21 protein-coding genes and 2 tRNA genes are annotated in these 24,163 nt (G+C 51.8%); 5 read left to right on the forward strand and 18 right to left on the reverse strand.

The annotated features are described in order from the left end of the window. Window positions 1-150: 150 nt before the first annotated feature. Both IDM48_RS08115 and ispG read right to left on the reverse strand, forming a co-directional pair. Window positions 151-1,281 (reverse strand): GNAT family N-acetyltransferase, encoded by a 1,131-nt coding sequence (locus IDM48_RS08115; RefSeq protein WP_151146474.1) that lies wholly within the window; start codon window positions 1,279-1,281, stop codon window positions 151-153. A 51-nt stretch (window positions 1,282-1,332) separates the two neighbouring features. After that, a complete protein-coding gene (gene ispG, locus IDM48_RS08120; RefSeq protein ID WP_068168169.1) occupies window positions 1,333-2,499 on the reverse strand; it encodes a flavodoxin-dependent (E)-4-hydroxy-3-methylbut-2-enyl-diphosphate synthase in 1,167 nt (388 codons plus the stop codon). A gap of 157 nt (window positions 2,500-2,656) precedes the next feature. Here ispG and IDM48_RS08125 point away from each other — a divergent pair, with 157 nt between their 5' ends. Then, the gene (locus IDM48_RS08125; RefSeq protein ID WP_151146468.1) at window positions 2,657-3,355 is read left to right on the forward strand and encodes an MOSC domain-containing protein; all 699 of its coding nucleotides are present in this window, start codon (window positions 2,657-2,659) and stop codon (window positions 3,353-3,355) included. 3 nt (window positions 3,356-3,358) lie between these two features. On the opposite strand, the gene IDM48_RS08130 is transcribed toward IDM48_RS08125, so the two are convergent. Further along, entirely contained in the window at window positions 3,359-4,750 is a 1,392-nt protein-coding gene (locus IDM48_RS08130; RefSeq protein ID WP_238397938.1) for a M50 family metallopeptidase, read from the reverse strand. Between the two features lie 345 nt (window positions 4,751-5,095). Here IDM48_RS08130 and IDM48_RS08135 point away from each other — a divergent pair, with 345 nt between their 5' ends. From IDM48_RS08135 to pflA, 3 genes are all read left to right on the forward strand, one after another. Continuing rightward, window positions 5,096-7,216, forward strand: a complete 2,121-nt coding sequence (locus IDM48_RS08135; RefSeq protein WP_068167911.1) for a pyruvate formate lyase family protein — start codon at window positions 5,096-5,098, stop codon at window positions 7,214-7,216. 74 nt (window positions 7,217-7,290) lie between these two features. Then, window positions 7,291-7,545, forward strand: a complete 255-nt coding sequence (gene grcA2, locus IDM48_RS08140) for an autonomous glycyl radical cofactor GrcA2 (protein WP_068167909.1) — start codon at window positions 7,291-7,293, stop codon at window positions 7,543-7,545. 28 nt (window positions 7,546-7,573) lie between these two features. Further along, window positions 7,574-8,458: a pyruvate formate-lyase-activating protein gene (gene pflA / locus IDM48_RS08145; RefSeq protein ID WP_145174803.1), complete on the forward strand. Its 885-nt coding sequence runs from the start codon at window positions 7,574-7,576 to the stop codon at window positions 8,456-8,458. 120 nt (window positions 8,459-8,578) lie between these two features. Here pflA and dxr read toward each other — a convergent pair whose 3' ends face one another. From dxr to rpsB, 10 genes are all read right to left on the reverse strand, one after another. Continuing rightward, on the reverse strand, window positions 8,579-9,883 hold the full coding sequence (gene dxr / locus IDM48_RS08150; RefSeq protein WP_190616885.1) for a 1-deoxy-D-xylulose-5-phosphate reductoisomerase: 1,305 nt from the start codon (window positions 9,881-9,883) through the stop codon (window positions 8,579-8,581). An 84-nt stretch (window positions 9,884-9,967) separates the two neighbouring features. Next, window positions 9,968-11,785, reverse strand: coding sequence for an ABC transporter ATP-binding protein (locus tag IDM48_RS08155; RefSeq protein ID WP_145174797.1), 1,818 nt, complete (start codon window positions 11,783-11,785; stop codon window positions 9,968-9,970). A 127-nt stretch (window positions 11,786-11,912) separates the two neighbouring features. Then, complete coding sequence (locus IDM48_RS08160) at window positions 11,913-12,176, reverse strand: GlsB/YeaQ/YmgE family stress response membrane protein (protein WP_190616887.1); 264 nt, start codon at window positions 12,174-12,176, stop codon at window positions 11,913-11,915. A gap of 250 nt (window positions 12,177-12,426) precedes the next feature. Then, the gene (locus IDM48_RS08165) at window positions 12,427-13,017 is read right to left on the reverse strand and encodes a DivIVA domain-containing protein (protein ID WP_190616889.1); all 591 of its coding nucleotides are present in this window, start codon (window positions 13,015-13,017) and stop codon (window positions 12,427-12,429) included. A gap of 90 nt (window positions 13,018-13,107) precedes the next feature. Continuing rightward, window positions 13,108-13,956, reverse strand: coding sequence for a phosphatidate cytidylyltransferase (locus IDM48_RS08170; protein ID WP_068167900.1), 849 nt, complete (start codon window positions 13,954-13,956; stop codon window positions 13,108-13,110). 3 nt (window positions 13,957-13,959) lie between these two features. Then, a complete protein-coding gene (gene frr / locus IDM48_RS08175; protein ID WP_145174787.1) occupies window positions 13,960-14,517 on the reverse strand; it encodes a ribosome recycling factor in 558 nt (185 codons plus the stop codon). 114 nt (window positions 14,518-14,631) lie between these two features. Continuing rightward, the gene (locus IDM48_RS08180) at window positions 14,632-15,249 is read right to left on the reverse strand and encodes a maltokinase N-terminal cap-like domain-containing protein (RefSeq protein ID WP_068167898.1); all 618 of its coding nucleotides are present in this window, start codon (window positions 15,247-15,249) and stop codon (window positions 14,632-14,634) included. Between the two features lie 90 nt (window positions 15,250-15,339). Continuing rightward, a complete protein-coding gene (gene pyrH, locus IDM48_RS08185) occupies window positions 15,340-16,083 on the reverse strand; it encodes a UMP kinase (RefSeq protein WP_145174784.1) in 744 nt (247 codons plus the stop codon). A 192-nt stretch (window positions 16,084-16,275) separates the two neighbouring features. Continuing rightward, window positions 16,276-17,106, reverse strand: a complete 831-nt coding sequence (gene tsf / locus IDM48_RS08190) for a translation elongation factor Ts (protein ID WP_068167893.1) — start codon at window positions 17,104-17,106, stop codon at window positions 16,276-16,278. A gap of 120 nt (window positions 17,107-17,226) precedes the next feature. Further along, complete coding sequence (rpsB, locus tag IDM48_RS08195) at window positions 17,227-18,057, reverse strand: 30S ribosomal protein S2 (protein ID WP_068167890.1); 831 nt, start codon at window positions 18,055-18,057, stop codon at window positions 17,227-17,229. A gap of 583 nt (window positions 18,058-18,640) precedes the next feature. Between rpsB and IDM48_RS08200 the strand changes: the two genes are divergently transcribed. Continuing rightward, window positions 18,641-19,198 carry a M23 family metallopeptidase gene (locus IDM48_RS08200; RefSeq protein ID WP_145174781.1) on the forward strand — a complete coding sequence of 186 codons (558 nt, stop codon included), beginning with the start codon at window positions 18,641-18,643 and terminating at the stop codon, window positions 19,196-19,198. A 186-nt stretch (window positions 19,199-19,384) separates the two neighbouring features. Here the strand turns inward: IDM48_RS08200 and IDM48_RS08205 are convergent. The 5 genes from IDM48_RS08205 to dnaG form a co-directional block, all read right to left on the reverse strand. Then, window positions 19,385-19,458 (reverse strand) — tRNA-Ile (locus IDM48_RS08205). 85 nt (window positions 19,459-19,543) lie between these two features. Further along, complete coding sequence (locus IDM48_RS08210; protein WP_068167887.1) at window positions 19,544-20,755, reverse strand: glycosyltransferase; 1,212 nt, start codon at window positions 20,753-20,755, stop codon at window positions 19,544-19,546. A gap of 202 nt (window positions 20,756-20,957) precedes the next feature. After that, entirely contained in the window at window positions 20,958-21,890 is a 933-nt protein-coding gene (locus tag IDM48_RS08215) for a phage holin family protein (RefSeq protein WP_190616891.1), read from the reverse strand. Window positions 21,891-22,048: 158 nt separating this feature from the next. Continuing rightward, window positions 22,049-22,121: transfer RNA gene (locus tag IDM48_RS08220), tRNA-Asn, on the reverse strand. Between the two features lie 103 nt (window positions 22,122-22,224). Next, a complete protein-coding gene (gene dnaG / locus IDM48_RS08225; protein WP_068167886.1) occupies window positions 22,225-24,132 on the reverse strand; it encodes a DNA primase in 1,908 nt (635 codons plus the stop codon). Window positions 24,133-24,163 lie beyond the last annotated feature (31 nt).

Consider the following 24,163-nt stretch of genomic DNA (forward strand, 5'->3'; position numbering starts at 1 on the left):
TTTAAACATTTTTGATGTTTCCTTCAAATCAAAAGATAGATATTTAAACGACAGATTACTGAGTGAGTGTCATTTTTACTGCGCACAGCGAGTTAAAGACTAAAAAGTTTATTACGAACTCAAGACGCTGATCAGGCGAACTTTTCAGACTTAGAAGAGGATAGTGGCAAACGTGTTTTCTTCACTCATACCCAATGCTGCATAGAGTTTACGCGCCCGGGTATTGAAATCATTCACATACAAGCTGATGTGCGGAAAACGCGGCCTGATGAGCTGGAACGCCTGAGCAAGCAACGGCTCAGAGAGCCCAAACCCTCTGTAAGCAGGGTGTAGCCACACCCCTTGAATCTGGCAAACATCGGCATGCGCCAACCCCAAATCCGCCTTAAAAACCACCACGCCGTCGTCGTTCGTTGCCACCACAGACCGCCCGGTTCTAATGAATTCGTCGACTCTGCGGGCATAGCCCACAGGATCCCTAGACATAGGATCGTAGCCGACTTCTTCGGTAAACATAGCAACCGATGCCTTGAGCAAAGATTGGCGGTCTGAGGTCCTCGCCCAACGAGCGCCACCGGCAACGACCTGAGGTGCTTCTAAATCTGGACGGTATAACGACTGCACAGCCAGGCGTTCAAGCGAAACATCCAGAGGTAGATACAGAAGCGGTTGGTTCTCTCGGATCGACAATGCTTTGCCCATTTTAGGGGCAAGTAACTCCCAGAGGCCAAGGACGTCCTGTTGCGCTCCAAAAATGGAAGCTACTGTCCGAGACGAGCGAGCAATAACGGTTGCCACCTGAGCGCGGTAGGCATCAGGAATCACCAGAGGTACGCAGTTTGATCCCAGCCAAAACGCACCTACGAGGACGTGGGAAATCGGCGCTGCACTACGCAGTGGCTCTTCTCCATCGTCTTCTAGCTCTGAGGATGATGGACGAGCTTGGGAGATGGGGGAAAGAAATATATCGGCAATTTGTTTGATACGGGGGCTCAAACTAAGACCGCTCTGCCGCCGGTGCTGTTCAGGCTCTAACCCGGCGTTGGCTACGGGCGCCGTCGTCTCGTCGCTGGTCGGTTCAAAAATACCCATGAACCCGGCAGACGTTCGCAACGCCGGCATAGCTGACGACGCTGGCAACCCAAACAGATCAAGGTGCTCAGCTGCATAGAGAAAAGCTACCGGATCCGTGTTAATCATTGCTTCTAAATCAGCCCGATCCTCCATGGTGAGGGGGCGAATCAGCGCATCACGCGATGAACGCTGAAGAAATGAAAACACGTTTCCGGTGGCTTTCTCGTAGGAGGTTCATCGAAGAGAACCTACGGCTGGCTATTTGACGGTGACCTCGGGCGCGGCATCATCTGGCACGAATTCACCGCGTGCTTCCATCTCAGAAGCAATACGGTTTGCTTCTTCGATGAGGGTAGGAACGATTTCTGATTCGGGTACAGTCTTGATGACTTCACCCTTCACAAAAATCTGGCCCTTTCCATTACCGGAAGCAACACCCAAATCGGCTTCGCGAGCTTCGCCGGGTCCGTTGACGACACAACCCATGACGGCAACGCGCAGGGGAACCTTCATACCTTCGAGACCGGCTGAGACGCTTTCTGCAAGTTCCCATACATTCACCTGGGCGCGACCGCAGGAGGGGCAAGAAACAATATCGAGTTTACGGGGGCGCAGGTTCAGTGATTCAAGAATCTGAGAACCGACCTTTACCTCTTCAACAGGAGGAGCTGAGAGAGATACACGAATCGTATCGCCGATACCTTCAGAGAGCAGAGCGCCGAAAGCAGTTGCGGACTTAATAGTTCCCTGGAATGCAGGACCAGCTTCAGTCACGCCCAGGTGCAAGGGCCAGTCGCCCGCTGCTGCGAGCTGGCGGTAAGCCTCAACCATCACTACGGGGTCATTATGTTTCACTGAAATCTTGAAGTCGCGGAAGCCGTGCTCTTCAAACAATGAGGCTTCCCAAACTGCCGATTCCACCAGGGCTTCAGGGGTTGCCTTGCCGTATTTCTCCAGCAGGCGCGGGTCCAGAGAACCAGCGTTGACGCCGATCCGGATAGAAGTACCGTGCTCCTGCGCTGCCTGAGCAATCTCTTTAACTTGGTTATCAAATTTGCGGATATTACCAGGGTTCACACGAACCGCGCCGCAACCGGCTTCAATCGCCTGGAAAACGTACTTGGGCTGAAAATGAATGTCAGCAATCACGGGAATCTGTGACTGCTTGGCGATGATTGGAAGCGCCTCGGCGTCCTTATCGGTGGGGCATGCAACACGAACGATATCGCAACCTGCTGCAGTCAGCTCAGCGATTTGCTGTAGGGTCGAGCCGATATCGTGTGTCTTGGTCGTTGTCATCGACTGCACAGAAATAGGAGAATCTGAGCCTACGCCCACCGAACCGACGTTGAACTGGCGGGTTTTGCGGCGGGGTGCGAGTGTGGGCGCTGGTGCCGCTGGCATTCCTAGATTGACCGAAGCCAAGATAAATCCTCCAAAGTTTTTGCCTAGATACGTGAAAACCACGCATCACATCAACATCCTATTCTGCCACTTCATTCCCTCAGGAGCGATATAGGAGCAAAGTACATTTGCCCACGTTGTTCAGGGCGATCAGAGTGCGTTTGAATATGATGGAGACATGGCTTCTTCACTTTTGAAAATTCCCGCTGCCGGAGGCACACACGGCGTCGTTGTTTCAACCAACGTTGCCCGACCAATCCCCTGCCCTACCGGGGAAGATAAGATTTCGGGGATCAACAAACTGCCCCAGAAATTCATCTCGGTATTTGCTCCGGGGCCGAATTATGGTGACGGCTCAGGAGTAAAAGGTGATGCTATTGGAGACTGCAAACATCATGGAGGCGCCGATAAGGCAGTCTATGCTTTTGCTTTAGAAGAATTACAGTGGTGGTCTAAAGAAAACAACAGCACCTATAAGTCGGGCGCTTTCGGGGAGAACCTGACGACGGAGGGCGTCGATTGGAGCACCGCAGTCATTAATCAAAAGGTACGCGTTGGGTCAGCTCTGTTGCAGGTGAGCGTGCCTCGCCAGCCCTGTCGCACTTTTGCATCCTGGCTAGATCAAAAGGGTTGGGTCAAGACTTTTACCCAGCACGGTGATTCGGGTTGCTATTTTCGTGTGCTTGAACCCGGCGTTATTGCTCCCGGAGATGTCCTGGAATTTCTACCCGCGTCAGAGCATGGAATCACTATGGGTATGGCGTTTCGGGCGAAAATGGGCGATAAGGAGCTTGCGCGCCAGGTCTATGAAGCACAGTGCCTGCCATCGCACCACCATGAACAACTGGCTAAACTACTCCGTATTAACCGCCCCTAGACCTTAGAAAATACTGACTGGCTTGAAAACATCGGCAAGAATCAGGATGCCGGACATCGCCAAGAACGCCCCGGCAACTATCCAGGTCAGTGGTAGGAGCTTGACGGGGTCGAAAGCCCCCGGCGAAGACTTTCCTCTCAGCTTTGCCCATATTTTACGAATCCCCTCCCAGAGAGCACCCAGCACGTGGCCGCCGTCCAACGGTAGTAAGGGAATCAGGTTGAAGACAAAGAGCATCAGGTTCATCGAGCCGATAAGCGAAACCAACGAAGCAACCTTGGAGTGCAGATCGATTTTGTCCGTTGCCGCTACTTCACCGGCGATTCGCCCCACGCCCACTACAGAAACCGGTGAATCTGCTGCTCGCTCACCGTTGGTCAGTAATGTCTGCGCCACACCCCAAACGCGGACAGGAAGTTTAATGAGGGTAGAACCAATCTGCTGCAAATTCTGCCCCACGGTAGGTAGTACATCGCTCACAGTGCCGGGAGTCAGTTCACTCGTCGGACCAACTCCGATGAAACCAACCTCCACAGTTTGATAGGTGCCATCGGCATTCTTCTCATACTGGCCCGTTAGCTCATTGAGCACAGGGCGCGCGGTGAGCATCGGCTCAATAGTAAGTTCGGTGCGCGTGCCATCGCGCTGCACCGTAACAGGCACACTCTGATTAGCGTGGGAGCGAATAAGTTCGTTCAGCTGATCCCAGGAACTGACCTCAGTTCCTGCAAACGACAGAATCTTATCCCCTGGTTCGATACCCGCCTCAGCCGCAGGAGATTGAGGCGCATCGTTTCCGCAACCATCCGAGGCAGCGTTATCGACGTTCGTGGCTGAGACCTTTTGAACGCACTGAGAAACTGATGAAATCGTGGTGGTAGGTTGCTGCTGACCAAAGCCCAAAATTAATACAGCAAGGCAAAGTACACCGATGAGTAAATTCATGGTGGGCCCGCCCAGCATGATAATGATTTTCTTCCAGACAGGTAACTGATAGAAAAGTCGCCCCTTATCGGTGGCAAGAATCCGTTTGGCGTCCGCGCGTCGGGCTTCATCATATATATCTGCTAGCGGTCCAGGTTTTTTCTGGGGGTCGCGCGTCGCCCCCGGAGGATACATGCCCACCATAGCGATATACCCGCCCAGCGGTATAGCTTTGAGCCCGTACTCTGTCTCGCCTCTTTTCACCGAAAACAGCGTTTTACCGAACCCAATCATGTACTGAGGTACTCTCACACGGAAAATTTTCGCAGGAACTAAATGCCCGATTTCATGGAGGGCAATCGAAGCGGCAATAGCAATGACCATCACCACCACACCACTGATAAAGAGTGCAACTCCCACTAAATTCTCCTGAACCGTCATTCGTTGAACAATCGTGCCTCCGTGAAGCATACACACGGAGCTCCCCGTAGCGATTACTCACGGGATGCTAGCTATCCAATCACGAAAACCTGTGGATAACCCAAAAGGTCATTTTTACACTAAGAATAAGGTTCAATTTACATAAACTTCACAAATGAAAATATAGAGAATAGTTTGGAAATTCTATTGAAGAGTTATCCTGCATAACATTTCTCATAAGCCTGATATTCTGCGGTTTTTGACTCTACTTCTACTCAAAATGACTCTTAACATTCTTGGTGCGGGGCTGACCTTCACGCAGCAATTTTATAGAGTAAGAGTATTCGAACATTCAATATTTTATTGAATAAAAGCACCTCTATAGGAGCACAACAGATGACCGTAACAGTAGACCGTCCAGATACCATCCAGCCCGATCAGAACGATCCAAAAACTGAAGCTTGGGCTGGGTTTGTTGGTGGTCCCTGGCAGGAGCATGTAGATGTCCGCGATTTCATCATGCGCAACTACACTCCCTTTGAAGGTAACGCTGATTTCCTTGCAGGTCCCACCGACAAGACCCTGCGTGTATGGGACACTCTAGAGAAGAAGTACCTCTCAGTTGAACGCGAACGCCGCGTCTACGATGTTGATACCGAAACTCCCGCTGAGATTGACGCTTTCGGCGCTGGCTACATTAGCGAAGACGACGACGTCGTCGTTGGCTTGCAAACCGATGTTCCTCTCAAGCGCGCCATGATGCCTAACGGCGGCTGGCGCATGGTTGAAACTGCAATCCGTGAAGCCGGTAAAGAACCCAACGAAGATGTCAAAAAGATCTTCACCGAGTACCGCAAGACCCATAATGAGGCAGTGTTCGATATCTACACTCCTCGCATTCGTGCGGCTCGTTCCTCTCACATCATCACCGGTTTGCCCGATGCATACGGTCGCGGTCGCATTATCGGAGACTACCGCCGTGTAGCCCTCTATGGTGTCGACTTCCTGATTTCTGAAAAGGAAATTGACAAGGATCGCGTAGCCGATCAGGGTTTCTCCGAGCACTGGGCGCGCTACCGTGAAGAGCACTCAGAGCAGATTAAGGCTCTGAAACGCTTGAAGAAGATGGCTGCCAAGTACGGCTTTGATATTTCTGGTCCTGCAAAGACCGCCAAAGAAGCTGTGCAGTGGACTTACTTCGGTTACCTCGCCTCCGTGAAATCCCAGGACGGCGCAGCTATGTCTATTGGTCGCCTCTCGGGTTTCTTGGACGCCTACTTTGAGCGCGATCTCAAAGCCGGTCTGATTACCGAATCTGAGGCTCAGGAAATCATTGATGCGCTGGTTATCAAGCTGCGCATCACCCGCTTCCTGCGCACTATTGATTACGATCAAATCTTCTCCGGCGATCCCTACTGGGCAACCTGGTCAGACGGTGGGTTCAGCGACGATGGTCGCACTCTGGTCACCAAGACCTCCTTCCGCCTGTTGCAGACCTTGCGTAACCTTGGCCCTGCTCCCGAGCCCAACATCACCATTTTCTGGGACGAGCGGTTGCCCGAAGGTTACAAAGAATTCTGCTCATCAATTTCTATTGAGACCTCATCCATTCAGTACGAATCTGATCCGCAGATTCGTGACCAGTGGGGCGACGATGCCGCTATTGCCTGCTGTGTTTCTCCGATGAAGGTCGGCAAGCAGATGCAGTTCTTCGGTGCGCGCGTCAACGCTGCGAAGGCTTTGCTGTACGCCATCAACGGTGGCCGCGACGAAGTGAGCGGCAAGCAAATCGTTGAAGGTCATGATCCTATTTCCGGTGACGGCCCCCTCGATTTCGATGAGGTCTGGCAGAAATATGAAGAGATGCTCGACTGGGTAATCGGTACCTACGTTGAGGCTTTGAACATCATTCACTACAGCCACGACAAGTACGCCTACGAAGCTATTGAAATGGCTCTGCACGATTCAGATATTATTCGCGCCATGGGCTGCGGCATTGCAGGTCTCTCCATCGTTGCGGACTCCCTGGCAGCTATCAAGTACGCCAAGGTCACCCCGATTCGCGATGAGACCGGTCTGATTGTGGATTACAAAACTGAAGGTGACTTCCCCGCCTACGGTAACGACGACGATCGCGCAGACGATATTGCTGCGACCATCGTTCACACGGTCATGAGCAAGATCAAAGCGATCCCCATGTACCGCGATGCAATCCCGACCCAGTCCGTACTTACCATTACTTCCAACGTGGTTTATGGCAAGGCAACGGGTAACTTCCCCTCCGGTCACCGCGCAGGCACGCCCTTCTCCCCCGGTGCAAACCCCGAGAACGGCATGGACACCCACGGGATGGTTGCCTCAATGCTTTCCGTCGGCAAACTGGATTACCAGGACGCCCTCGATGGCATCTCGCTAACCAACACCATCACGCCTACCGCGCTGGGTCGCACCAAAGACGATCAGGTCAAGAACCTCGTCGGTATTCTCGACGCTGGATTCTTGCCCGAAGAAGACTAATCAACCCCGGTAGGACGCCGAACCGCGCGCGTCCTACCACCACCCTTTCAACACAATTCATCAAGGAGAACATCATGGCAGTAAAAACTTTTGAAGAGCGTCTTGCATCAATGAAGGCTAACCGCGAGGCAAAGCCTGCAGGCCAGAAGGGCCTGTACCACGCGAACATCAATGTTTTGAATCGTGAAACTCTAGAAGATGCAATGGAAAACCCCGAGAACTACCCCAACCTCACCGTTCGCGTTTCAGGCTACGCAGTAAACTTTGTGCGCCTGACCCGCGAGCAGCAGATGGACGTTCTCTCCCGTACTTTCCACGCAGGCGCATAGAACTTTCACATCTTTGGGATAGGACTTTATGTCTTCAACAACGGTTACATTAGAAACCGGGTCGACGCTGGGAGAGCAAGATTTTGCTCCCCCGGCGTCTCGCCATGCAGGGGCAGGAACCTGGGGTCTGGGAGAGCAAACAGAATTTGAACGTAGCCAGCAACTCGCTCTGATGCGCGCGGGCAAGCTGGGTTCTGTGCACTCCTGGGAACTGGTGACGGCGGTAGATGGCCCCGGAACACGTATGACGGTGTTCATGAACGGATGCCCCTTACGCTGCCTCTACTGCCACAACCCCGATACTTTCAATATGAAAGACGGGCAACCCATTGAAGCTTCCGAACTCATCAAGAAGCTCAAGAGGTATAAAAAGGTTTTCCGCTCTACCGGCGGCGGTCTGACTATCTCCGGTGGTGAAGTACTCATGCAACGCGCTTTTGCGTGGAACTTGCTCATGAGTGCTAAGTCGATGGGCATTCATACCTGTATCGATACCTCCGGTTTTTTGGGGGCTGCGGCAACAGATGACTTTTTAGAGTCTGTTGATTTGGTGTTGCTCGACGTCAAATCGGGAGATGAAAAAATCTACCGTGCCCTCACCGGCAGAGCGTTGCAACCTACCATCGATTTTGGTGATCGTCTCACCGCGCTCGGCAAAGAAATCTGGATTCGGTTCGTTGTGGTCCCCGGATACACCGACTCGGTAGAGAACGTGGAGAAGGTCGCCGATATCGTCAGCAGATGGCGCACCGCTGTTTCACGCGTAGAGGTTCTGCCCTTCCACCAGATGGGTACCGACAAGTGGAAGTCTTTGGGGTTGGATTACAAACTCGAAGATGTCTCCCCTCCTACCAAAGAGGAGACCGAACGAGTGCGTGAGCAATTCCGTGCGCGTGGTCTGACCGTTTTCTAAACTTCATCCAGTGGTTTCGCTGTTCTTCTCAGCAGTGATCCTGACAGGGGTCAGCAACTTAAAAGACCGTGGCCGCAGGAAAATTCCTGCGGCCACGGTCAACACGTTTTTGATACTCCTCTATTGTGCCAGGATTTCGTTCGCACGTATACGAGCCCAGCGCTCTGCATGCAAAACTGAGTCCAAAGTCAAATCTTTTTCTTCGGTTTTGGCCTCAGATTGGTCGTGTTCGTCCAATACTTTGCCCACAGATTCAATGATGTCGGTAAAACGTATCTTCCCAGCATGAAATGCTGCTACAGCTTCTTCATTCGCCGCGTTAAAGACGGCGGGGAAGGTGCCGCCTCGACGTCCGGCGTCTTTAATCATGTTCACCGCAGGAAAGGCCTCGTGATCGAGGGGCTCAAAAGTCCATTCGGAAGCTTTACTCCAGTCACACGGCTGCGCGACCCCGGATATACGGTGCGGCCAGGTAAGACCCAGCGCGATGGGCAACAGCATGGTGGGCGGGCTTGCCTGGGCGATGGTCGAGCCGTCTACAAATTGCACCATCGAATGCACTACGGACTGACGGTGAACGGTTACATCAATCCGGTCTAGGTCAACGCCAAAGAGATGGTGGGCTTCAAGAACTTCCAAAGCCTTATTGACCATAGACGCCGAATTGGTGGTGACGACTAGACCCATGTCCCAGGTGGGGTGAGCTAGAGCTTGTTCGGGGGTTACCTCGCGAAGTTGCTCGTATCCCATACCGCGGAAAGGGCCGCCAGAAGCAGTCAAAATGAGCCGGTCCACTTCAGCATCGTGCCCGCTAGCGAGCGCCTGGGCAAGAGCTGAGTGCTCGGAGTCGACAGGAATCATCGGCTGCTCTAGCGGCGATGCGTCTACCGCTGCTTTGACCAATGCCCCGCCTGCAATGAGGGATTCCTTATTTGCCAACGCCACCTGCGAGTGCGCTTCGAGCGCAGCGAGGGTGGGCTGCAGTCCGATTGAACCGGTGATGCCGTTGAGGACGACGTCGGCGCCTGCTTGTGCGGCGCGTGTTGCAGCGTCTTGTCCCCAGATGATTTCTGGGCGGTAGGAGGAATCTGCTTGAGATTGGATTGCTTCTCTGAGCTGAGCTGCGTGTTCTGCAGTTCCCGACGTTGCTATGAGCTCGGGGCGGAACGCTACAGCCTGCTGAGCTAGCAGGTCTAAGGAGGATGTTCCCGCAGCCAGAGCCTTGACTCTCAATGGGGCGCCGTCATCGGAGGAAGGAACCCCAGCTAGTGAGTTGAGGTGCTCTATTACTTCAAGGCCTTGTGTACCGATGGAGCCAGTAGATCCCAGCAGGGTTACCGTGCGCGAACCGGAGAGAAACTCTTTGAGCTGTTCGGTTAGTTCTTGGCGGGATGAATTCAGGCGCTGTGTTGATCCAAATCTCATACGTTTAGTTTCTCATAGAAGAACAGCGCCACCGCTCTTTCGGGAAAGCGGTGACGCTGTTCGTCAGGTTGAAACTACAACTAGTTAGCCCACGATGTCGAAACTTTGCAGGCGTTTCTTATCCTGCTTTGTCGATGAGTTTTGTAGGCTCAGCAGCTCGGAATAGATACCGCCTGATTGTGCTAGTTCTGTTGGTGAGCCGATCTCTTCGATCTTGCCGTTGCGCAAGGTGACGATTCGGTCAACTGCCGAGATAGTGGAGAGGCGGTGAGCAATGATGAGGGAGGTTCGCCCTACCATGAGCTCGTCGAGACCCTTTTGGACGGCGCGTTCTGCCTTGGTATCCAGTGCTGAGGTAGCTTCGTCCAGAATCAGGATGGGGGCGTCCTTGAGAATAGCTCGCGCTACGGCGATGCGTTGCTTCTGTCCTCCGGAGAGTTTCAAACCGCGCTCACCAATTACGGACTGGTAGCCATCTTTAAACCCGCGAATAAATTTATCTGCGTTAGCTTTGATGGCTGCTTGTTCTATTTCATCTTCGGTAGCGCCCGGACGTGCGTAGGCAATGTTCTCTGCGATAGTGCCAGAGAATAAGGAAGCGTCCTGGAACACCATGCCGATTTGCGAACGTAGCTTTTCAAGGTCGCCGCCAACGATGTCCATTCCGTCTACGGTTACTGAACCGGTACGAGGATCATAAAGACCTTCTAGCAAGGCCATCAGAGTTGATTTGCCGCCGCCTGATTCACTCACAAACGCAATCTTTTCTCCGCGTTTGATGGATAAATCGATATCATGCAGAACATCTTCCTCTCCCTCATAACCAAAGGTGACGTTATGGAAACGGATGATTTCTTCGCCAGGAGCCGCCTTGACCGGCTCTGGCTCCTGAGAGTGTTCACCTTCCGCAGTAATAGCCAGGGACCGCGGATCTGCCGGATGTTCCATCACCTTGAAGTAATCCTGCGAACCAGCGATGGCGCGCTGCGTAGCATCCACAATCCAACTCAGAGAAGTCACAGGAGCCACAGCCATGGTCATCAGCTGAATCAGCAAAACCATGTCGCCAATGGAGAAAAACCCCTGAATAGTGCGAACAAAAATAATCAGGTACAGCACAAAGAACATGATATTCAAGAAAGCCAGGCGATAAATATCCATCAGGTGCCAGTAGCGGGACTGCTTCTGGGTTGTACCAATGGTGCGGTGAAACAGCTTGCTAAACAGGCCAAGCTCGCGGCGTTCCTGACCAAATGACTTCACCACGCGAATCTGTCCAATGACCTCGTTGAACCTGCCCGACGCCGCGTCAATATCCTGGTTCTTTTCCGTTTCCCACACCTGCCACTTCACACTGGTGCGGCTGGTCAGCCATAGGTACACGGGGAAGATAATAATCAGCAGGACGGCAAGCGGCCAGTAATACCAGCCGCTGATGGCAAGCACAGCCACGGTGGTAATCAGCATGGAAGACATCGTATTGGAGAACATTTGGATGAACCGAGCAATCTCAGTAATAGTACGGTTCAAACGCGAAATGATGGTGCCGGTAAGTTCTTCATCGAAATATGAGAGAGGAAGCGAGAGCAACTTGTCGAAGTAACGCACCGACAAGCTGGTACGCATGCGTTGGCTCATCACATCACCCAAATAGCCGCCCACGTTGTTAAAAATAGTGTTGAGCAACTGAGAGGCAAGATAAGCCACGGCAAACCATACGATAACGCTCAGACCGCGTGACTGGTCTCCATTGTGATAAGCAACCACCGTATCGGTAGCCCCTTTGATTACGAAGGGGGCAATCAGCGCGCTCGCTGAGGTAAGGATGGCGCACAGCATAATGCCGACATAGAAGGGGGTGAGTTCTTTAGTGGCTCGAAGAATGCGGAGAATACTGCTCAAGTGATGTGCCCTCGTCAGTGAAAGTAGTGTGAATCGTTTGATTTGAGTCTAGTTGGATAAGTAAATGCAGAGACAAAAAATTCCCCCCACCTTAGAGGTGGGGGGAATCTCTCAGCTGAGAGGAAGCTTAGCGCTTGTTAGCAACCAACTTGCCCCAGATGAACAGGACGATCAAAGCACCGATGATGGAGGTGATGATAGTTCCAATGCTGATTTGATTGATGCCGTTGGACAGACCAGGGATGAAGTTACCAATCAAACCGCCGAGGAATGCACCAATGATACCGAGAACCATAGTCGTGAGAATACCGCCACCCTGCTTACCGGGCATGATGAGTTTTGCTAGCGCGCCAGCAATCAGACCGAGAATAATCCAGCTAAGAATACTCAAGATGTTCTTCCTTTCTGCAGAGACAAACATCGTTATTAGTTCGCCTACTTATTAATGTAACTGTATTAGCATACACATACTTTTCAGGAAAACATGCGTTATGCGGACAAATTAGTAAGTAATCTGAGTTACAGGGAAAGTCTTCATTTTCAACGTCGTCACGCATCGTTTTAACATTCTGGGATAACTGACATCTGATGAAGAAGCCCCTTTTCTCACAACCGCGAAAAGGGGCATCATCCAACAACGACTAGCGCAAATCGAGCATGAGAGAAATACACCTATCTAAGAAAGCGTCCACCTGAGTTTCTTCATAGCACATGTCCCCCGTTGCACTAGAAAACACAGCATTGCGAATAATAGCCGGAGAGAGTTCTTCTGCCGAACGAAAATGGTCGCGCAGCCGATTGCACAATGCGTCGACGTCCTTCACAAAATACCCTTTGGTGAGCTTATGAGATGGACGGCGGAAACGATGCCCTTCTGCTCGATTGAGACGCCCCATCACCAACTCTGCCGTTTCTTCAACGGCATGCTCCCATGCGATTCGTCCGTGTTTTTCGATAAACAGACGACGCTCAAATTCGGCAAATCGATCTTCCACTCGATCGAGCGCATGATCGACGTCGGAAGGCGAGTACCCACCTTGCTCAGCTTCAAATGACTGCCGGCGAATATCAGCGGAGCTTTGAACACGGCTATCTGGAATGCCCTTCCGTAGTAGCTCAAAGTCATCCGCTAACCCCGCGAAGTACGCATCAACTTCAGTGCGCGAATACCCCTGCTGGTGTTCATCCACCACAATAAATTCGCCGATACTTGAAGTCTGTCGGTGCTTCACTAGCCCTCCAAATGTATTAAAAATAAATGGGTGCGGTAGAGAACTACCGCACCCATCATGCCACGAAGACCGAACAATTCAATGAAGCGATTAGGCAATCAGGGCAAAAAGAGCGAACAACACATAGCCAATGGCGAGGCAAAAAACAATGGAATCCAAGCGATCCATTACCCCACCATGACCGGGCAAAATATTGGACATATCTTTAATTCCGATTTCGCGTTTCACCATAGATTCAGCAAGGTCTCCTGTGGTTGCCGTAATCACCAGAAATACTGCTAGCACTACGCCGAACCACCAGGGCTCATCAATGAACATCGAAGCAATGATGCCCACGATGATGGAACCCACCATGGAACCGGCGAATCCCTCCCAGGTTTTCTTGGGTGAAATCTTAGGAGCCATAGGATGCTTGCCCCACAGAACCCCTGCGATATAGCCCCAGGTGTCATTACCGATTGCCATAATCAGAATCATAAAAATCTTGCCCGAGCCACCTTCTTCTCGGAAAAGAAGCATAGCCAGTGCCAGCATGAAAGGAACCCATGCAATCGCAAAGATTGACCCCATGACCGACATAATCATGCCGTCTTTTGAACCAAAAAGACGGAAAGCAATCAGGCAAAGAATCGAGGCAACGACGGCGAAAATCAGCCACTGACCGCCCCCCACATAAGCAATGAAAGGTAGCACCAGAGCAATCACAACAGCCGGTACTAGAGGAATCCCCATGCCGCGCTTCTGATTAATGCCGTTCACGATTTCCCAGGTACCCACGCCTGCTGCCGCAGCAGCCAAGCTGACCAAGAGCCAGGGAATAAAGAATAGGCCAATAATTAACAGCGAGCCAAGCACAACACCGACCCCAATAGCAGCGGGCAGGTTACGCCCCGCCCGCGACTTCTTAGGTTCGGGTTTCGTTTCAGTGAGCTGGCTCATCGATTAAACCTCGAGAAGCTCAGCTTCCTTGCGCTTGTAGAGCTCGTCGATGGAATCAACGTGCTTCTTCGTCAACGCATCGAGTTCCTTTTCACCGCGTGAACCTTCGTCTTCGCCAATTTCGCCGTCCTTGACAGCCTTTTCGATGGCGGTCTTTGCAGTACGACGGATGTTACGAACGGATACACGTGCTTCTTCAGTCTTATTTCCGACGAGCTTGATGTAATCACGACGGCGCTCTTCGGTCATCTCTGGCATGACAACGCGGATAACGTTACCGTCATTGGCAGGGTTAGCGCCCAAGTCAGAGTTGCGCAGGGCGTCTTCAATATCCTTCAACGCAGACTTGTCATAAGGAGTAATCAAGATAGTGCGAGCCTCGGGAGTCTGGAAAGAAGCCAGCTGCTGCATAGGAGTAGGAGTGCCGTAGTACTCTACAGTGATGGATGCAAAGAGTGAGGGGTTAGCTCGCCCCGTGCGTACATTAGCGTATTCGTTCTGCAGCGCAACAATGGCTTTGTCCATCTTGGTGCCTGCATCAGCGAGAGTTTCTTCAATCACCTGTGATCTCCTTTAGTAGATGTAGCGCTCAAGACGCTAAACGTATAGCTCTTTCCAGTCTAGTGGATTTAGTGAATGTGTGCTGAATTGGAAAAATCCAGTTACTCCTAGAAATTATGGGAACCGTACGGTGGCTACTACATATTCTTGAGCAGGGTTCTCTTCCCACTCACCCACCAGTAGTAATTCTCCGGGGGCGGGCACATAGGTTGCGGCGTCCTGCAACTTTTCGGGAAAGTCCACTACAAAGTTTCTTCTGATGCCATCAATCTCTATGCTGCCGGTACACGTGTACAGGGTGGATGCATTTATTTGAACCGTATTGAGATTCCACTGCCCAAATCGATGATTGCCTTCGCCTCGTACATCAAGGACGTGAACCTCCCGTTGCGATGGCAGGGCACCCTGTTCTTGCCCCAGAACAGTATCGAGCAGTTCTCCTATTGCAACCCGGTCTTTGGTCATAGGGCTCACCCACCGGCACCCTAGCACGCCATGCTCCAGAGTCAAAAGAGTTGTATCATCTGAAATTTTACGAGCACGGTAGGTCAAGGGAATCTGATACAGCTCCCCCGCCGCAGCAAGGCATACTAAGCTCTCAATCCCCACTTCTCCCTCACGATCAAGAAGCCTCCAACTTGCGTAGAGATCGCCGGTACCTATCAACCGATTCACTATGTGCGTTTTGGTCGGGTTCAACTGTGTCTTATAAATCTTTGCAATTTTTCGCATAGTATTTTTTCCTTTCCTCAAAAACAAAAAGGGTCCCTCCGCTACAAATATTTTTTGCAGCAGCGAGGAACCCAGATTGAGAGCCATAACTTAGGCGGTGACGAGCGTGCCCATCTCTTCACCCAAAATGGCGCGGGTAACGTTACCATCGCCCTGCATACCAAAAACACGCATTGCCACGTTGTTGTCTTTGCACAGGGAGAACGCAGTCTGATCCATAACACGGATATTGCGCTGCAACGCCTCATCGTAGGTCAGGTGGTAAAGACGTTCCGCATCAGGATCCTTATTGGGATCCGCAGTGTAAATGCCGTCTACGCCATTCTTCGCTACCAGAACTTCATCTGCCTGAATTTCCAACGCACGCTGCGCTGCCACAGTATCAGTGGAGAAATAGGGTAGCCCTGCGCCTGCACCGAAAATAACCACGCGGTCTTTCTGCATATGGCGAATAGCGCGACGGGGGATGTAGGTCTCAGCAACCTGAGGCATAGTAATTGCCGACTGCACACGCGTGTCAATCCCCGCCTGCTCCAAGAAATCCTGCAGAGCCAACGAGTTCATCACGGTACCCAGCATTCCCATGTAGTCAGCACGTGAACGGTCCATACCAGCTTGGGACAGCTCAGCACCGCGGAAGAAGTTACCTCCACCAATCACAATAGAAGTCTCAACCTGGCCCACGGTTGCAGCAATCTGTTCTGCTACTCCGCGGATGACCTCAGTTGAAATACCGACTTGGCCACCGCCAAAAACCTCGCCCGAAAGCTTCAGGAGGACGCGACGTCGTCCTGTATCATCGCGATGGATAGCGGGGGTAGGTGCATCAGTCATCGAGAAACCTCTCATATCGGTATATTCGTATTATTTTGTGCCTCCAGGGCACCCTCTAGAACAGCATACGACAAAGGAGAGCACCGGAACCGGCACTCTCCTTTGTAATCGGCGAATCTGTGCACAAATCACACTGCACTTTCAGGCTAGTTCGAACTAACCTGAGGACTCACCTAAGGATTCAAAAAGAACTTATGCACCCACGCGGAAACGCTCGAAAGCGGTTGCGGTAGCACCGCTCTCTTCCAGAACCTTAGCTACAGACTTTGAGGAGTCCTTAGCGAAGTCCTGATCAAGAAGGGTGTTCTCCTTGTAGAAAGCCTTCAGCTTGCCTTCAACGATCTTAGGAATGATCTGCTCAGGCTTGCCCTCAGCTGCGGCGGTTTCCTCAGCAACACGCTTTTCAGCATCGACATCTGCTGCGGGAATAGCCTCAGAGTTCAGGTACTTGGGTGACATTGCAGCAATGTGAACTGCTACGTCGTGAGCAACGTCGTCCTTGCCTTCGCCGTCAACAGCGAGCAAAACGCCAACCTGCGCAGGAAGATCCTTGGAGGTCTTGTGCAGGTAAACAGCTACGGTCTCGCCCTCAACGCGTGCAACGCGACGAACAACAACCTTTTCGCCCAGCAGTGCGCCAGCGTCGGTGGTCAGTTCTTCAACGGTCTTACCGTTGATAGAAGCTGCATTGAGTTCTTCAACGGTGGAAGCGCCTGACGCAATAGCTGCTTCAAGAACGTTGTTACCGAATTCGATGAAGGGGTCAGACTTAGCAACGAAGTCAGTTTCTGAGTTAACCTCAACCATGTAGCCAACGCCGTTTTCAACGCGTGCTGCTACAAGACCCTCAGCTGCTGCACGGCCTTCACGCTTGGTGATGCCCTTGAGGCCCTTCACGCGAATGATTTCCTGTGCCTTCTGCTGGTCGCCGTTAGCCTCGTCAAGAGCCTTCTTAACGTCGAGCATGCCAGCACCGGTCTTTTCGCGCAGAGCCTTGATGTCTGCTGCGGTGTAGTTCGCCATAGTGAACTCCTTGATTGTTTTAGTTCAAAGTTCTTATCTGCCCAGTATTTTACGCCCGGGACAATGTGAAAAGAAGACGGCGCCCACCTAAGTGGGCGGGCACCGTCCTACACAGCATAATTATTCTGCTGAAGCTTCGGTTGAAGCAGCTTCTTCGGTCTGAGCTGATTTCTCAGTCTTAGCTGATTCGTGCTGTTCGAGGAGCTCGCGCTCCCATTCAGCCATAGGCTCTTCAGCGGAGCCCTTACCGGACTTCTTGTTGTTGCGCTCCAAGAGACCTTCTGCAACAGCATCTGCGATAACGCGGGTCAGCAGGTTGACCGAGCGGATAGCGTCGTCGTTACCGGGGATGGGGAATGAAACCTCATCGGGGTCACAGTTGGTGTCGAGGATAGCGACAACGGGGATGTTGAGCTTCTGAGCTTCGTCAACTGCAAGGTGTTCCTTCTTGGTGTCAACGATCCACACCAATGAAGGTGCCTTCTTCAGATCGCGGATACCGCCGAGGGTCTTCTCCAGCTTTTCGTGCTCGCGGCGAAGAAGCAGCAGTTCCTTCTTGGTGAACTGTGAGCCTGCTACGTCGTCAAAGTCAATCTGCTCAAGTTCCTTCATACGATCGATTCGCTTGGAAACGGTCTCGAAGTTAGTGAGCATACCACCGAGCCAGCGGTGGTTAACGTAAGGCATGTTAACGCGGGTAGCCTGTTCAGCAATAGCTTCCTGAGCCTGCTTCTTGGTACCAACGAAAAGTACGGTGCCACCGTGAGCAACGGTTGACTTTACAGCTTCGTATGCCTGGTCAATGAAAGCCAATGACTGCTGCAAGTCAATGATGTAGATACCATTGCGCTCGGTGAAAATGAAACGCTTCATCTTGGGGTTCCAGCGGCGGGTCTGGTGACCAAAGTGAACACCGGAATCAAGAAGCTGACGCATAGTTACGACGGGCATGTCGTCTCCTTTGTAGCCGTGCCGACCCCTTATTCAAGGCTAGCCGTACACGCGCATAGTAGTTATCGGTTACATGTTGAGCTTTAGCTCGTCCTGGAAATACTCAGATTCTCTGCTTATCAGCAGATCCTCTCAGGCCTTCACCGGCTGATGCCGGACCGAAAGTCCCTTCGCTTCTCTCTTCACTCACAAGCGAGTTCGATTAGCTTTGTATTTCGCGTTGTCAGATCAGATGGTTTCCCCTCTGATAAATACCGTATGTAATCGGTATTTTTTACTCTTCTCTGATCACAGAAATGATTTCGAGCACGGATAACCCGCACAGAGCAAACTGCAATGTTCAACTATACAGTATTTGTCCCGATTGTGGAGGTCACTGCGTCCGCTTAAACCGGGCTCGAAAAGTAGGTTACACGGCGTTAGATCACCGCTTCGTTCTTAACTTTGCGTACTGAAGCTTGTGGATAATCAAAAAATCGGTGTATTTAGGGCAAAGATATCCACAATTTTTGTAAAACGTATTTTGGGGTGAGATTTTCTGATGAGCTAAGAGACGACCGAACATATTTCTCAAGGACTTCAAATGCCCCGGTTATGTAACTCTTTCAGAGCAGTTCTTCATCTACGCACGGTACTCATCTGCTGGTTCGTCGTGCTGCTATTTACACATGCGCTTGCTCTATCTCCTGCGATTTCTAGCGAATATCCACGCTGGCAATGGCCTACCCATCAGGGTGCGCAAGTTCTGCGCAACTTTGACAAGCCTGCTCAAAAATGGAACTCCGGGCATCGCGGGGTGGATTTAGCGGCAGACGACGCAACGGTTCGCTCCCCCGCCGCGGGAAAAGTCGTGTTTGCCGGCAAAGTAGTAGACCGCACAGTGATAACGATTGAACATGAGGACGGACGTCGTTCAAGCTTCGAACCCGTCGCTCAACCGTTAAAAGTGGGCACAGCTGTAAAGGCGGGAGAGAAAATCGCCGAGATAGATCCGGCGATTTCTCACTGCTCCCAGCTATGTATCCATTGGGGCGTTCGAGAAGGCACCGGCAAATCCGCCGAATACCTCAACCCTTTGCTCTTTTTAGGGGTAGAAGATCCAAGCGTCCTGCTACCGATTGGTGAAGACTTTGCGGCGTAGCAAGCTGAGAGGGGCGATGTGACCGGCGTAGCTCGTTTTGACCAGATATACCTGGTCAAAACGAGCGTAGACGGTCAGTCACTTATCACCGCGGAGATGACTAGGGCAAGAAAAAAGTCGTCCCAGTCGGATTCATACCGACCGGAACGACTTATCACATGGTAGCTCCGAACGAGCTAACCTCTGTAGGGCCTGCGGGACTTGAACCCGCGACCAAGGGATTATGAGTCCCCTGCTCTAACCAGCTGAGCTAAAGCCCCCCGCTGTTTCTATAAACAACTCTTATAGATTACCTGAGATAATCAAAAATTCTAAAATTGTTTGCGCACCTTCGTGGAACTACCTTTAGTTTTTGTGCTGGCTCGCTACGAATTCATAGTACTTCTGGCTGGACGTATAAAGAGATTCGAACATGTCCCATGTCTTCTTCGCCGCGTGCTTTTTCACCATTTCGTGGCTATAAGCGCCCATCGCTTTCCGTTCAGCTTGAGGGAGTTCCAGAATAAAGCCTAGTTTCTCAGCAAGATCGGAAGAATTACCTGGTTCAAACAAAAAACCGTTTTTTCCCTCTTCTACCAAGTGAGGTAGCGCGAGCGCATTAGCGAGCACCAACGGGCGCGAAGCACTCATAGCCTCCAGCGTCACTAAAGATTGCAATTCAGCAGTACCTGGCTGACAGAATACATTTGCTCTCAGATAGCCTTCGCGTAGCTCTTCATCGCTGACGTATCCCAAGAATCGAACACGGTCTTCGACTCCGCATTCCTGCGCCTTCTTCTGCAGAGTTTCTAAGATTTCTCCAGTGCCCGCAATTTCTAACACCACGTGGTTGAGACGCGATGGTAACTGCGAAAACGCTTCAATCAGTACATCGATGTTTTTCTCAATCGCCAGGCGTCCAGCGAAGAATATCCGCATTTCTTCTGGATTTTTAGAAATGACTTCATCAGGATTTGGCTCGTAATCAGCCAATTCAATCCCATTGGAAATTGGAATAACTGGTTTCTTGAAATGTCCCGATTCTTTCATCGCTTTAGCCGCGATGGGAGTCGGGGTCGTTACGATCTGGGCACGCTCCAAAATACGGCGCATATCCCCCCAGCTGAAACGTGCAAAAGCATCATTGAACCACTGGGGAAAAGGTAGAAATGGGTCAAGATTCTCCGGCATAAAGTGGTTGGTTGCAATAATGCGAATACCCCGCCGTTTAGCCTGTAGCACCAGAACACGCCCCACAATATAGTGGCACTGAACGTGCACGACGTCGGGCTTTACGTCGTCGAGAATCTGACCTACTTCACGCCATATACCCCAGGGCGTACAAATACGGATGTAGGGGTGGGTAGGTGCGTGGTGAGATACTAGACGATGCTCTGTGATGCCGTCTACCAGTCGTTTCTCGCTCTTCGCCTCATCGGGGTTAGCAGCTACCACATGAACTTGATGCCCTCGATCCTTCATAGCTACCGCCAACCGATGTCCGAATTGAGCAGCACCGTTAATATCTGGTGGGTAAGTATCGGCGCCAATCATGATGGTCAGGGGGCCAGTGGTCATCTGTGTTTGCACCTATTCACGTCTTGAGGATTGAAAGCTCTTTTTCAATTGTGCCATGTTCAGATTGAAGCTTGCCACGAGGATGCTGTATTAAGGGGGAAAATATAGGCGTCTGGACGACGGCGCACACCTGTGCGGTTACAGAAAAACGCCCCGTACCTTTCGGTACGAGACGTTCATCTTTTACGTGCTCTTAGAGTCTTTAGCGCTTGATAAGTTTTCCGAGGAATACAAAGAACGCGCTGACAGATGCTGCAAGAGCTGCGAATGAACCCCAGCGGGCTTTGAGGGCTTCAGGGTCAGTTGCATTCTGGGTGAACTGACGACCGTGAGATGCGAACTTTACTTTTGCCTCGCCGGGAGCGTTCTGAACATTAGCCTTGGAGCCAGCAACCAGGTTGGTACCTTCGGACTTCACGCTGTTAACCTGTAGGTCTAGGTCATCGCGAAGAGTCTTGAGGTGTTCACGGCGCTGGTTGGTTCGCTGCTTGAGCTGGTCTTCGTTAGCGGCAGGAGCCTGCCCGCCTTCCTTCTCAGCTTCTTCCTTTTCAGCAGCCTTCTTGGCTTCCTTCTCTTCCTGCTTTGCCTTCGCCTTTTCTTCCTGTTCACGCTTCAAACGTGAGGAATTCATGGCGGAGCCATCTTTGAGAACACCCAAGTCGTAGAGAACACCGAAGATTGCGGATTCGGGCTTGAACGGAAGTTGCTTCTTAATCATGCCGATGCCGATGAGAACAAAAATTGCGGTGAGAATCAAGAACACTGCTGCGAGAACGAGTGCTGCGAGCCAGCCGGGCATAATCTCTGCCAGGCCTAGAATAGCTGCGCTCACCAATGCAATGAGCATGCAGAGAGCGAAGAAAAGACCAACAGCGGCAACCGCTGCGCCCTTACCTACGCCAATGCCTTTATCTTTGAGTTCAAATTTTGCAATCTGAATCTCGTCTTTAATCTGTTTGGGCGCTAGACGACCGATAACCTTAGTGGCATCGATAGAACGGCTTGCGCTTTCCTTGAGATTTGCAAAGGCTGTGCGTACACGGGGGCCTTTTGCTGCATCAGTGCGAACACCTTCAACGCGGACGCTTTCTGCGCGTGCGCTGTCGGGGTTGACTGTCACGATTTTCTCGGTCATACCCTACCTCTAAACTAAGTTTACTTTGGTTTTAGTGTATCAGCCCTTTAGTTTATACGGTGTAGCGCCTGGTCATTACCTGAAAATAGTTCGTTTCGACAAGTTTATTGTTTAAAATCAAAAACCCACCAGCAAGAACTGGTGGGTTTTTATAAATGCTCCCCCGACTGGACTCGAACCAGTAACCCTTCGATTAACAGTCGAATGCTCTGCCAATTGAGCTACGGAGGAATATTTTGTTAGGGCTTTTGTTCGCCGCAACGAGTAATAACTCTACACAGGTTTATAGAACCGTGCAAATTGAACGAGGGTGACCTCCCTCACTTGCACCAGATTAGTCCTGCCCCTCCATGATGCTACGCCGTCGAAGTTCTAATTCCAGGAGGGAGCGCTGGATATCTTGGAATTCTTCGGCGTCGGCTGTCGGGTCTAATCTTTGGAGATTCATCAACAGGTTGGATTTTTGGCGATTGATTTGCTGTTCAAAGAGCCTATTTAAGATGTCGTGCACATAGCGCGCCAGCTGTTCTTCGGTTCGCGCAGGAATCGGTGAGACTGTGAGTTCGGCAAGTAGAGCATGAACCGGTTCGGGGGCCTGCGAACGTACGCTGTTAACCCAGTGGGTGCCGGGGGCAGGAACAACCTCTGCAGCTGCACCAATAATGCCCTCAGCAATTCCCGAGTGCATGCGGTAGCGGTATTGAACCTTAGCAAGTTCTTGCCACTGGGCATTGGAAAGATAGTGCGGCACCTGGACAACCACTTCGAGAGCTTCCCGTTCCATCCGCGCTACGGGATCGCGCATGTCAGGTATCTCAAACGGGTTAGCTTCTTGCTCTGCACGAGCCTGCTCCGCCCGCTCGACGGCATCTTTCGCTTCCTGCTCTGCCTTAGCTTTATCCCGGTGGCTCTGCTGAGGGTTTTCCTGGGCATAGTTAACGGCGCGTAGAACTTCATCGGTTTCGATGCCCAGCCAGCCCGACACCTCGCGGATATAGGCAGGGCGAAGCGTACGATCCTTAATCCCAGCAAGGATAGGAGCCACCGCTCTCATACCGCGAATCCGCCCTTCGAGCGTGTTCATGTCGTAGTTTTTGAGGGTAGCTTTAAGGGCGAACTCAAAGAGCGGACGGCGAGAGGCAATCAGCGAACGCACGGCGCCGTCGCCACGGTTCAGGCGTAAATCGCAGGGATCCATGCCGTCTTTTGCAACGGCCACAAAGGTTTGAGCAACGAATTTCTGGTCGTCCTGAAAAGCCGAAAGGGCAGCTTTCTGCCCTGCGGCGTCGCCGTCAAAGGTAAAGATAATTTCGCCGCCGGTGCCGTCGTCGCTAATGAGTCTGCGGACTACCTTGATATGTCCGCTGCCAAAAGCGGTTCCACAAGTTGCTACAGCTGTATCAACACCTGCAAGGTGCGCAGCCATAACGTCGGTATACCCCTCGACCACCACGATTTGGCGTTTCTTAGCAATATTTCGTTTTGCGAGATCGAGGCCGTACAGCACCTGAGATTTCTTATAGAGCTGAGTCTCTGGGGTGTTGAGATATTTTGGGCCTTGGTCGTCCTCAAAAAGTTTGCGAGCGCCAAAGCCGATGGTCTCCCCTGCGATACCGCGAATGGGCCACATGAGGCGACCGCGGAAACGATCATAAAGCCCTCGATTGCCCCGGGAGAACATGCCGGTGGCCTCGAGCTCTTCCTCGGTGAAACCTTTAGCGCGCATGTATTTCAGGAGGTTATCCCAGCCGCGCGGGGCATAGCCCACGCCGAACTGCTGAGTTGAACGCGGATCAAATCCTCTCCCACCCAGAAATTTTTGGGCTTCTTGAGCGGCGGGGGTGTAAAGATTTTTTTGGAAGAATTCGGCGGCTACTTTATGAGCGTCTAACAGGCGCTGGCGGCGCCCCACTTCTTCCTTACTGATGCCGCTGCCCTGCTCGTAGTGGAGTTCGTAGCTAATGCGGGCGGCCAGCTTCTCTACTGTCTCCGTAAAGGAAGTATGATCCATTTGCATAACGAAAGAGATGACGTCACCAGATTCACCACAGCCAAAGCAGTGATAGGTACCCATCTGCGGGCGTACGTGAAAGGAGGGGCTCCGCTCATCATGAAAAGGGCATAACCCTTTGAACGAACCAATACCTGCAGATTTGAGGGTTACATAACCCTCAACTATTTCGCGGATATCGGTACGGGAACGAACCTCATCTATATCTTCACGTCGAATCAAACCAGCCACCTACACATGATAGCCAGCATTGCTTCTGCGC

Source organism: Rothia amarae (genome assembly GCF_014705945.2).
GTDB lineage: Bacteria > Actinomycetota > Actinomycetes > Actinomycetales > Micrococcaceae > Rothia > Rothia amarae.